This window comes from Microbacterium sp. CCNWLW41 (assembly GCF_037083505.1).
On the sequence record NZ_JBAOJP010000012.1, the window covers coordinates 153,738 to 164,449 of the forward strand.

At 71.9% G+C, this 10,712-nt stretch carries 9 protein-coding genes; 2 read left to right on the forward strand and 7 right to left on the reverse strand.

The window, feature by feature from the left end; genetic code table 11:
- Window positions 1-56: 56 nt before the first annotated feature.
- From V6R91_RS32100 to V6R91_RS32110, 3 genes are read right to left on the reverse strand one after another with little or no spacing between them, the layout of a single operon-like run.
- The gene (locus V6R91_RS32100) at window positions 57-1,100 is read right to left on the reverse strand and encodes an NAD(P)-dependent alcohol dehydrogenase (RefSeq protein ID WP_336398725.1); all 1,044 of its coding nucleotides are present in this window, start codon (window positions 1,098-1,100) and stop codon (window positions 57-59) included.
- 50 nt (window positions 1,101-1,150) lie between these two features.
- Window positions 1,151-1,714 carry a DNA-3-methyladenine glycosylase I gene (locus V6R91_RS32105; protein ID WP_336398726.1) on the reverse strand — a complete coding sequence of 188 codons (564 nt, stop codon included), beginning with the start codon at window positions 1,712-1,714 and terminating at the stop codon, window positions 1,151-1,153.
- A 55-nt stretch (window positions 1,715-1,769) separates the two neighbouring features.
- Window positions 1,770-2,549 (reverse strand): GntR family transcriptional regulator, encoded by a 780-nt coding sequence (locus tag V6R91_RS32110; RefSeq protein WP_271062334.1) that lies wholly within the window; start codon window positions 2,547-2,549, stop codon window positions 1,770-1,772.
- A 189-nt stretch (window positions 2,550-2,738) separates the two neighbouring features.
- On the opposite strand from V6R91_RS32110, the gene V6R91_RS32115 reads away from it, so the two are divergent.
- Entirely contained in the window at window positions 2,739-4,127 is a 1,389-nt protein-coding gene (locus tag V6R91_RS32115; protein ID WP_271062333.1) for an MFS transporter, read from the forward strand.
- 31 nt (window positions 4,128-4,158) lie between these two features.
- Entirely contained in the window at window positions 4,159-5,115 is a 957-nt protein-coding gene (locus V6R91_RS32120) for a nucleoside hydrolase (protein WP_336398727.1), read from the forward strand.
- A 165-nt stretch (window positions 5,116-5,280) separates the two neighbouring features.
- On the opposite strand, the gene V6R91_RS32125 is transcribed toward V6R91_RS32120, so the two are convergent.
- From V6R91_RS32125 to V6R91_RS32140, 4 genes are all read right to left on the reverse strand, one after another.
- On the reverse strand, window positions 5,281-7,350 hold the full coding sequence (locus V6R91_RS32125; protein WP_442928208.1) for an acyl-CoA dehydrogenase family protein: 2,070 nt from the start codon (window positions 7,348-7,350) through the stop codon (window positions 5,281-5,283).
- A gap of 138 nt (window positions 7,351-7,488) precedes the next feature.
- A complete protein-coding gene (locus V6R91_RS32130) occupies window positions 7,489-8,814 on the reverse strand; it encodes an HTTM domain-containing protein (protein ID WP_336398729.1) in 1,326 nt (441 codons plus the stop codon).
- Window positions 8,811-9,611: a DUF5819 family protein gene (locus tag V6R91_RS32135; protein ID WP_336398730.1), complete on the reverse strand. Its 801-nt coding sequence runs from the start codon at window positions 9,609-9,611 to the stop codon at window positions 8,811-8,813. Before V6R91_RS32135 ends, V6R91_RS32130 begins: the two co-directional genes overlap by 4 nt.
- Before the next feature lie 87 nt (window positions 9,612-9,698).
- The coding region (locus V6R91_RS32140) for a hypothetical protein (RefSeq protein ID WP_336398731.1) at window positions 9,699-10,712 on the reverse strand (1,014 nt) is incomplete at its 5' end.

The window sequence follows — 10,712 nt, forward strand, 5'->3', positions numbered from 1 at the left end:
CCCGCGCCGCTCGCGCCGATGCCCCGCCGTGTCACGACGGCGAGGCGTCGCGGCGCTCAGCCGAGGGTGGCGGCGTCGATCACGAACCGGAAGCGCACGTCCGAGGCGAGGACGCGCTCATAGGCGTCGTTGACGTCGTCCGCGGCGATGAGCTCGATCTCGGCGGCGATGCCGTGCTCGGCACAGAAGTCCAGCATCTCCTGGGTCTCGGCGATCCCGCCGATGTTCGACCCGGCGAGCGAACGACGCCCGGAGATGAGGTGGGACACGTCGAAGCTCATCGGCTCCGGCGGGGCGCCGACGCACACGAGCGTGCCGCTCGTGTCGAGCAGCCGCAGGTACGCGTCGATGTCGAGCGGCGCGCTGACCGTGTTGAGGATGAGGTCGAACGAGCGGCGCAGGCTGCGGAAGGTCTCGGGATCGCTCGTGGCGAGGTAGCGGTCCGCGCCCAGGCGCAGCCCGTCGTCCTTCTTGCCGAGCGACTGGGACAGCACCGTGACCTCGGCGCCCAGCGCGTGCGCGATCTGCACGCCCATGTGGCCCAGTCCGCCCAGTCCGATCACGGCGACGCGGCTGCCGGGCCCGACGCGCCAGTGCCGCAGCGGCGAGTAGGTGGTGATGCCGGCGCACAGCAGCGGCGCGGCCCGGTCGAGCGGGATCGCGTCCGGGATCCGGAGGACGAACGCCTCGGTCACCACGACCGACGTGGAGTATCCGCCCTGCGTGACGGTCCCGTCGCGGTCGATCGCGCCGTATGTGCCGACCGCGCCGCGGCGGCAGTTCTGCTCCTCGCCGCGCAGGCACCCGTCGCACTCGCCGCACGAGTTCACCAGGCAGCCCACGCCGACGCGGTCGCCCACGGCGAAGCGCGTCACGTCCGATCCCACGGCCGACACGACGCCCGCGATCTCGTGGCCGGGGGCGAGGGGGTACTGCTGGTCGCCCCAGTCGCCGCGGACGGTGTGGATGTCGGAGTGGCAGATGCCGGCGAAGGCGATCTCGATGACGACATCGAGCGGACCCGGTTCGCGGCGTTCGATCGTCGTGCGTTCCAGCGGAGCGCCCTCACGGGGCGCGGCGAATGCGGTGACCTGGGGCATGGCTCCACGTTAGCGGGCACGGCGCGCTCGGGACCCGGCGCGGCTTCGATTCAGTCCGCGGCGCGCCAGCAGCCCTCCAGGTGGTCGTCCACCATCCCGGCGGACTGCATCAGGGCATACATCGTCGTGGGCCCCACGAAGCGGAACCCCCGCGCGCGCAGGGCCTTGCTCATGGCCTCGGACTCGGGCGTCACCGCGGGCACGTCCGCCATCGTCCTCGGGCGCGCACGGGGCCCGGGGGCGAAGGACCACATGAGCGCGTCGAGCTCGCCGTCGGCCATGTCCCGGACGAGTGCGGCGTTCGCGATCGTCGCCTCGATCTTCGCGCGGTTGCGGATGATCCCGGGATCGGTCATCAGCCGCTCCACGTCGTCGGCGCCGAAGGACGCCACCGCCTCCGGCTCGAACCCCGCGAACACCTCGCGGAAGCGAGGACGCTTGCGCAGGATCGTGATCCAGGAGAGTCCCGCCTGGAAGCCCTCCAGCGCCATCTTCTCGAACAGCGCGCGGTCGCCGCGCAGCGGCCGCCCCCACTCCTCGTCGTGGTAGCGGCGGTACTCGGGGTCGTCCCCGGCCCAGGCACAGCGCGGGCGGTCGTCGGTCGGTGCGATCACCGTTCCAGCGTAGGGGCCGGCGCCGACACCGCCGGCGGGCGCCGGCGATCGCGGATCACTGGGTCGTCTGCACGACCGACAGCACCCCGGCCCGCCCGGAGACGATGCACTTGGCCAGGTAGAGGGGCGCCCCCGCCACGGTGGCCGTCTGCGTGAGGATGAGGACGGGATCGCCGGCCTTCAGGCCGAGCAGCTCGCCGCGCGAGCGGCCGACGACGTTCACGGTGATCTCGCACCGGCCCGATCCGAAGACCACGCCGCGCGTCAGGAGCGCGGCCATCAGGCTGGACGGATCGTCCGCCGCCTCCGGCAGCGCTGCGGCCACCTGCGGGCTCGCATCGCTCAGATAGCGTCCGGCGGGCAGGTGCTCCTGGAGGATGGCGATGGGCTCGCCGGCGCGTTCGACCACGCTCTCGCGGAACCACGTGTTGGCCTCGGCGTCGAGCCCGAGGTGACCGGAGACGTAGTCGGTCGTCGGCTGGACCACGAACTCGAGCGGGCGCACCGTGACGTCCTCGCCGCCCTCGGCGAGCGCGGCCTCCAGCGGGCGCAGCTCCTCCAGGCCGACGGTCGGCAGGTCGTCGGCCACGAACCGGCCCACACCGCGCCGGGTGACGATCAGGCCGTCCTCCTCCAGGAGCATCAGGGCCTCGCGGACGACGGTGCGCGACACCCCGAGGGCGATGCCGAGCTCGGTCTCCCTCGGCAGCATGGAGGCGAGCGGGAAGACCCCGCTGCGGATGCCCTCCGCCAGCCGGGAGTAGACCGCGACCCGGAGCGGCTGGCCGACCGGTGCGGTCAGCGGACGGTCTAGGAACGGTGCGACGTCCGTCATCGGTCCTCCTCCCGAGCGTCCTCCCGGCGTCCGGCATGGCTCCCGGGCCGGGGTGGTCTCGCGGTTCATCCAACCACAGTCCTACCCGATTGCAGATGTTGTACCCGAGAGGTATAACATCATACCCATTGGCGGGGATCATCCCGCCGGGCCGCAGCGCACGCGGCCCTCCCCGACGAAGGAGTCACCGTGCCGACCTCCCCCGAGACCCTCGCTCCCGCACCCACCGGCGGACTGCGCGGCGGGCGCGCGTTCGCGCTCGTGGCGACGCTCATCCTGACCGTGGTCGCCTTCCAGCTGAACTCGAGCATGATCACCCCCGCGCTCCCGGACATCGCCGCGCAGCTGTCCGCGCCGATGGACGCCGTCTCGCAGGTGTCGTCGCTGTTCTTCCTCGCCGGAGCGGTGGGCGGCGTGGTCCTCGCCCGGTGGAGCGACTTCATCGGCCGCAAGCGCGCGCTGCTCATCGTGCTCGTCCTCATCGCGCTCGGCACGGTGCTGTGCATCGCCGCGCCGAACCTCCCCCTCCTCCTCGTCGGCCGCGTGCTCCAGGGTGCGTCCAGCGCCGCCTTCCAGATCGCGTACGTGATCCTCGCCGAGACGCTCCCGGCCGCGGTCTTCCCCACCGTGCTCGGGGTCCTCACCGCCATCAACGGCGGCGTCGGCGGCGTCGACGGCTGGATCGGCGGACTCCTCGCCGACGCGTTCGGCTTCCGTTCGCTGTTCGTCGTGATCCTGGTCGTCGCCGTCGTCGCGATCGGATGCGTCGTGCTCGCCGTGCCGCGTGACGGCGAGCCGTCCTCCCGGGGCCGGATGGACTGGTGGGGCGCCGCGGCGCTGTCGGCCGGGCTCATCTGCATCACGTACTTCGTGTCCCAGGGATCCGCGCGCGGGTGGCTGGACACCGTCACGCTGCTGTTCCTCGCCGGGGCGATCGCCGCGTTCGCGGTCTTCGTGGTCATCGAGCGCCGCCGCCGCACGCCGCTCATCGCCGTGCACCACCTGCGCTCCCGCCAGGTCTGGCCGGTGCTCGCCACGACCGTGCTGACGCTGTCGAGCGTCTTCACGGTCATCAACTTCACGATCGTCGTGCTCAGCCAGGACGCCGAGGCCGGGTACGGTCTGCCCGCCTCGACCTCGGCCCTCCTCTACCTCGCGCCTCCGGCCCTGATCGGGCTGGCCGCCGCGCCGCTGTCCGGCTGGCTCGCCGGGCGCATCGGGTGGATCCCCGTGCTGCGGGTCGGCCTCGTCGCCTGCGTCGTGATCCTCGCTCTCGTCGCGCTGTTCCCGCACAGCCTCTGGACCGTGTTCGCGCTGTTCGCCCTGCTCGGCGTGACCTACAACGGCGTCGTGCTCACCACCACGAACGGCCTCGGCGTGCTGCAGTCCCCGGACGACGCGCCGGCGATCCTGCCGAGCATGAACAGCACCGCCTTCGGCTTCGGCGCGAGCCTCGGGATCGCGATCGTCGCGCCGTTCGTCGCCTCCGGCGGCTACGGCCTGGCACTGTGGATCTCTGTCGGCATCAGCGCGCTGGCGCTCGTCGCGAGCCTGTTCCTGCAGCCCAAGTCGGCCTGACCCTCCCCACCCGAGTTCCGAAGGAGAACCGATGACCTCGTCCGCCCGCCCCCTCTACTTCGACTGCGACACGGGGATCGACGACTCCCTGGCGCTGGCGTACCTGCTGGCGTCGCCGGAGATCGCGCTCGCGGGCATCGGCACCGTCAGCGGGAACACCAGCGCCGCTCAGGCCGCCCGCAACACGCTGGGCCTGCTGGCGCTCGCGGATCGGACCGACATCCCCGTCGCCGTCGGGCGTCATGACTTCCTCGCGCACGCCTACGACGGGGGCGCGCCGCACGTGCACGGCGAGGACGGCGTGGGCCACGTGGCCCTGCCGGAGCCCGCGCACGACGTCGACGCGGCCAGCGCCGCCGAGATGCTCATCCGCCTGTCGCACGCGCACGCCGGCACGCTGGAGGTCGTCGCCGTGGGTCCGCTGACCAACCTCGCCACGGCGCTGGGCCTGGACCCGACGCTGCCCGAGCGCGTCGCCTCCGTCACGCTGATGGGGGGCGCCGCACTCGTCCCCGGCAACATCTCGCCCGTCGCCGAGGCGAACATCGGCAACGACCCGGAGGCGGCCGCCGCCGTGTTCGCCGCCTCCTGGCCGGTGACCGTGGTGCCGCTGGACGTCACGATGGAGAACGTGTTCGAGGACGCCCACCGCGAGCGCCTCCTCGCCTCCGACTCGGCGCTGGCGCGGACCGTGGGAGCGATGCTCGACTTCTACATGGACTTCTACGTCTCCGCATACGGCCGCCGCTGCAGCGCGCTGCACGACCCGCTGGCCGCCGCGATCGCCGTCGGGACCGTCACGGCGACGCGCGCGCCCGCCGTCCCCGCCCTCGTCGACCACTCCGACGGCCCCGGGCGCGGGCAGACGATCTTCGATCTGCGGTCGCAGCGGGCGGGTGCGCTCGACTACGAGGGCGCGAACGTCCGCGTGGTGCTGGCCACCGACCGCCCGTTGCCCGACCACCTGGCCGACCGCGTCGCCGGCTGAGCGTCCCGCCTCCGCAGAGCATCCGGTCTCCCGCAGAGCGTCCCGTCTCCCGCACGCGAGACCCCCTCGCATCGCCGAAACCCCTCCGCAGATACGTATCTGCGGAGGGGTTTCGACGCGTGGAGGGGGTCTCGGTGGCCCCGAGGGAGAGAACCCGCCGGGGGGCTACTTCCGCTTCGCGGCCTTCTTCAGAGCCTTCTCCGAGATCGGCGCCTCGCCGGACGCGGCGAGCGCTGCGTAGTGCGCCCGCGCCTCGTCCTGACGCCGCTGCTCGATGCCGGATGCGATCGGAGCCCGCACGTGCTCCGGCTCATAGCCGAAGGCGTTCACGAGATCCAGCGCGTGCGGCCGCAGACGCGTGCAGAGGCGGTCGATGTAGCGCGACACCGCGGCGGCGCGCTGCGCGGAGAGACGCCCGTTGATGAGGTACCAGGCGAGGTGCTTCTCGATGAGCTGGAGCCCGAACAGGTCCCGCAGCCACGTGAGCACCGCCTTCGTCTCGGGGTCCTGGATCCGGTGCACCGCGTCGGTGAACGCTTCCCACTGGAGGAGCTCGCCGTGCGCGCGGGCGGCCTCGATCAGTTCGGCCTGGTTCTCGTTGAACAGCTTCTCGCCGAGGACCTTGTCCTTGCCGGCGGGGCGCAGCCGCCCTGCGATGTCGGCGATCATCTGCTGCACACGGTCGGCGAGCAGCTCGTGCTGCTGCTCCTCGCGCAGCCCGTTCTCCACCGACCGCGCCGTGGACCCGAAGTCCGCGACCGCCTGTCCGAAGGCCCGCAGGCCCGCACCGTGGAAGACCTTGCCCGCCGTCTGCCCCACCGCGAACTTGGCCAGCGCGGCCGCGTCCTTACCCTGGAACTGCTTCGCGTAGTCGGTGAGCAGGCGCTTGCCGACCAGCTGCAGGAGGACGTTGTTGTCCCCTTCGAAGGTGACGTAGATGTCCAGATCCTGACGGAGCCCGACGAAGCGGTTCTCGAACATGAACCCTGCGCCGCCGCAGGCCTCGCGGCACTCCTGCAACGTGTCCAGGGCGTGCCACGTCGACAGCGGCTTCAGGGCCGCCGCGAGCGTCTCCAGGTCCTCCCTGTCGTCCGGGGTGTCCGTCGCGCCGGAGAAGACCCCGTCGAACTTCTGCAGGAACTCGTCGTGCGCGAACAGCTGCGCATAGGTGGTGGCCAGCCGCGGGAGCAGGCGGCGCTGGTGCTTGCCGTAGTCGAGCAGGACCGTCTCCTGCCCGTCCGCCCCGTCGAACTGGCGGCGCTGCGTCGCGTAGGTGATCGCGATGTACAGCCCGAGCGCCGAGGCCCAGGACGCGGCGCCGTCCAGCGACACCCTCCCCTGGACGAGGGTGCCGAGCATCGTGAAGAAGCGTCGTCCGGGGCTGTCGATCGCGCTGGAGTACGTGCCGTCGGGGGCGACGTCGCCGTAACGGTTCAGCAGGTTCGTCCGGGGGATGCGCACGTGGTCGAACGACAGCCTCCCGTTGTCGATGCCGTTGAGCCCGCCCTTGAGGCCGTCGTCCTCGCGGCCGATTCCGGGCAGATCCACGCCGTCCTCGCCACGCAGCGGCACGTAGAAGCAGTGCACACCGTGGTTGACGCCGTTCGTGATGAGCTGCGCGAAGACGGTCGCCGCCACGCCGTGCAGCGCGGCGTTGCCCAGGTACTCCTTCGTCGCGCCGCGGAACGGCGTGTGGATGACGAACTCCTCGGTCTCCGGGTCGTAGGTCGCCGTCGTGCCGACCGCCGCGACGTCCGAGCCGTGACCGATCTCGGTCATCGCGAACGCGCCGGGGATCGACAGATCCATGACGCCGGGCAGCCAGCGGTCGTGGTGCTCGGTCGTCCCGAGCTGCAGGATCGCGGAGCCGAACAGTCCCCACTGCACCCCGGACTTGATCTGCAGGCTGGGATCCGCCGCGACGAGCTCCTCGAAGCCCGCGATGTTCGCGCCGTTGTTCTCCTCGCCCCCGAGGCGCTTCGGGAACGCGCGGTGCACGGCGCGGTTCTGCACGAGCAGGTGGAGCTGACTGAGCACGCGCTCGCGGTGCTCGTCCTTGCCCAGGGAGTCGTCGCGCCAGAACGCGGGATCCTTGATCATCTCGCGGGCCTGACGGCGGGTGTCCGCCCAGGTGCCCAGGAGCAGGTCGCCGACGGCCTCGACGTCGATACGGTGCGCGTCGGCGTCTCCGGCGGCGGGGGTGGAAGCGTTCATTCGGACGGCTGCGTCGACCATGAGCATCCTCTCAAGACACGGGTGGGAGATGATTCCACGGTAGGACTCCGACAACACGGACCGAAGCCGGCTGTGGCTTTCGTCCAACCACCCCCGGCCGCACGCGCCCCCGCGATTGTGCCGTGTCCACAGGAGCCGCTACGCCGTGGCGGGCGGGGACGCGGCCGGGGCCTTCCCCGCCGCGCGCCAGCGACGCACGACGCCGTCGTGCAGACGCTCCCAGCTGCGGTCGCGGATGAAGATCGAGTCGATCGCGATCATCGTCAGCGAGAACCACGGCAGGCCCATCAGCACGGCGATCCCGATGTGGAACGACAGGATGCCGACGAGCGCCACCAGACGCGTGGGACGCAGCAGCAGCGCCAGCGGGAAGGCCACCTGCAGGATGATGGATCCCCAGGTCATCATCGTCACCGCCGGTCCCCACGCCGTCACCAGGTCGCTGAGGACCGGCCACGTGCCGAAACGCATGGTGTGCAGCGGGTTGTAGACCGCATACCCCTCCGACCAGGGGGAGCCCGCGGCCTTGAACAGGGCGCCGGAGGCGTACACGAAGCAGACCTGCGCGGTGAGCGCGACGAGCGCGAGGTTGTGGAACACCGTGCCGAGGATCGCCGGCTGGCTGCCGGGCTCGAACCACTCGCCCTTCCTCGCGCGTCGCCGGGCATCGAGCGACCAGCGCGCCGCAGGATCCGCGAAGAACAGCAGCAGCAGCGCGATCCGGAACATGTTGTCGCCCTGGTCGCCCACCATGTCGTTCGCCTCGATGAAGCCGACCCACAGGCAGAAGAACACCGGAAGCACGATGCGGAACCGCCACCCGAGCACGAACAGCACCGCGAGGACGCCCAGCAGCAGATACATCAGCGTGTAGACGACGTCGTTGCCCATGACGGCGTGGAAGGTGCTGAAGATCCAGATCTTCGGGAAGTCGCTCACCGGCTCGGCCATCTCGCCGTTCCAGGCGGACCCCGACCCGAATGTGTACAGGCGGGTGCCGAAGTTGGCCGCGAGCAGGCCGAGGGCGGTGACGCCGAACAGGATGCGGGTCACCGCGAGCCCGTACAGCGCCTTCTTCTCGCCGTAGAGCCAGGCCTCGATCCAGGCGAAGATCGCCGCGAGCCCGGTCACGACCATGTTCCACAGGCCCGCGATCATGCTGCCGGCGAAGGTCAGCACGCGAGTGGTCGCGGTGACCTCCGCGGCCGCGCCCGCGGGCTCGGTCTCCGGAGCGGGTGTGCCCGCGTCGGGGGTGTCGGTCGGCGTCGGCGTCGCCCCCGTGGCCGGCTCGGTCTCGGCGGGGACCTCGGCGGGGTGCACCGGCGCGAGCGTGGTCGCCCCGGTCGCGGCAGCGTCGGCGGCCTCCGCGGCCTTCGTCTTCCTCGCCGCCTTCGCGTCCTTCGCCTCGGACGCGGGGGCGTTCGCGGTCGCGCGGGCATCGGAGGTTCCGCTGGGCCGGCTCATCGCTGCGTCCTCTCGAACTGGGCACGGAACACGTCGCCGAAGGCGGAGCGGCTCTGCCCCGGCTCCTCGATGGGCAGTCGCCATCCGCTCGGAGAGAACGACGGGTCGGGCCGCTGGGCACCGGGCGTGTTGCGCTCGGCGAAGGGGACGACGTTCTGCCGACTGACGCGATACTGCACCTTCCGGACGTCGTCGCCCCAGATGGCGTATGCGACCTGGGTGGCGTAGGTCGTCGCCAGGTGCTCCTTCTTCATGTAGGCCTCGGCCAGGGCGGCGTTCTGGTCGCCCTCGAGCTTCTCGAAGGCCCGGCGCATCCAGGCCTCGCCGTCGTCCTTGTCGAAGTCGAGCGCGACCACGGCCTTCTGCTCGTCGGAGAGCTTGTTGAAGGCCGACATCTGCCCGCTCGCGACCTCGCTGGACTGGATGCCCGCCCGCGGAGGGAAGAGGTTGTACCGGATCATCGACAGCTCGACGTCGGTCGCGCTGACCCATCCGGTGGTGATCTCCTCGCCGTCCTTCTCGATGACGGCGCGGACGTTGAAGTGGTAGTCGCCGTTGATCGGCTCCGGGGCGAACACGCTCCAGGACTGCCCGAACATCGGGAGCATGTAGGCAGAGAGGACCTGCTGCGTCGGGATCTCCCGCAGCGGCGACGGGGGCGCGATCCAGAGAAACGATGCGAAGACGTGCCAGGCGGTGAACGCGCATGCCCCGAAGGCGATCAGGCGCACCCACCAGGTGGGCTTCGGCCGGGCGGGAGCGGAGCGCGCAGGGGCGCTCGTGGTGTCCTCGGTCATCCGGGTTCCCCTCGTGGATCGGGAAGGTGTGTCAAGAAAAGGTCGGGGTCGCCACCAAGGACGACCCCGACCCTTGCTACCGAATCGTCACTCGACGTCGGCGGTCGCCCGGCGCTTGGCGACGCCGAGAACGGCGGCTCCGATGCCGAGCATAACCAGCAGACCGCCCAGGGCCAGCAGGCCCAGCGGCACGTCCGCACCCGTCGGAGGAAGCGGCTTGCCGTTGGCGGTGGCGGTTCCGTTCGCCGAGGCGGATGCGCTCGACGTGGCCGAGGCCGTGGCGCTCGACGTGGCCGAGGCCGTGGCCGCCGACGTGGCCGAGGCCGTGGCGTCCGCCGTCGCGGTGGCGCTCGAGGTGGCCGAAGCGGTGGACGAGGCGTCCGCCGTCCCGTCCGGAGCCCCGCGCGCCGACGAGTCCGCCGCCGCAGCCGACGAGGCGTCCGCCGAGGCCGTGGCGATCGCCGCCGCGTCCGCCGCCGCCGCCGTGTTCGCGGTGGCCGCGGCCGAGGCCTCAGCCGCCGTGTTGGCGGTGTTGTCGGCGTTGGCCGCCGCCTGCGCCGCCGCCGTGGCCGAGGCCGTCGCGTCGGTCGTGGCGTCCGTCGAAGCGTTCGTCGACGCCGTCGCCGTCGCCGCCGCCTGAGCCGCCGCCGAGGCCGTCGCGTCCGCCGCAGCCGAAGCCGTGGAGGTCGCGTCCGCCAGAGCCGCCGCCTGAGCAGCAACCTGCGCCGCCGGGTTCGCGTCCGAGTCCGCATCCGCCGACGCCGCCGCCGAAGCAGAGGCGTTGGTGTTCACGTCCGCGGTCGCCGTCGCCGAAGCGTCCGGGTCCGCCGCCGCCGTCGCGTCCGCCGTCGCCGCGGCCTGCGCCGAGGCGTCGTTCGACGAGGTCGCGGTCGCCGCGACCTGAGCCGCCGCCGCCGTGTCCGCCGTGGCCGCCGACGAGGCGTCCGCGTTCGTCGCCGAGGTCGCGTCCGCCAGAGCAGCCGCCTGAGCGGCCGCCGTGGCCGAAGCCGTGGCATCCGTCGTCGCGTCCGTCGAAGCGTTCGTCGACGCCGTCGCCGTCGCCGCCGCCTGAGCCGCCGCCGAGGCCGTCGCGTCCGCCGC

What these genes read in the sequence shown, in the direction of transcription:
- V6R91_RS32135 (WP_336398730.1), bottom strand. Translation starts at nt 9,611, where the DNA reads ATGACCGAGGACACCACGAGCGCCCCTGCGCGCTCCGCTCCCGCCCGG.
- V6R91_RS32130 (WP_336398729.1), bottom strand. Translation starts at nt 8,814, where the DNA reads ATGAGCCGGCCCAGCGGAACCTCCGATGCCCGCGCGACCGCGAACGCC.
- V6R91_RS32100 (WP_336398725.1), bottom strand. Translation starts at nt 1,100, where the DNA reads ATGCCCCAGGTCACCGCATTCGCCGCGCCCCGTGAGGGCGCTCCGCTG.
- V6R91_RS32125 (WP_442928208.1), bottom strand. Translation starts at nt 7,350, where the DNA reads ATGGTCGACGCAGCCGTCCGAATGAACGCTTCCACCCCCGCCGCCGGA.
- V6R91_RS32120 (WP_336398727.1), top strand. Translation starts at nt 4,159, where the DNA reads ATGACCTCGTCCGCCCGCCCCCTCTACTTCGACTGCGACACGGGGATC.
- V6R91_RS32110 (WP_271062334.1), bottom strand. Translation starts at nt 2,549, where the DNA reads ATGACGGACGTCGCACCGTTCCTAGACCGTCCGCTGACCGCACCGGTC.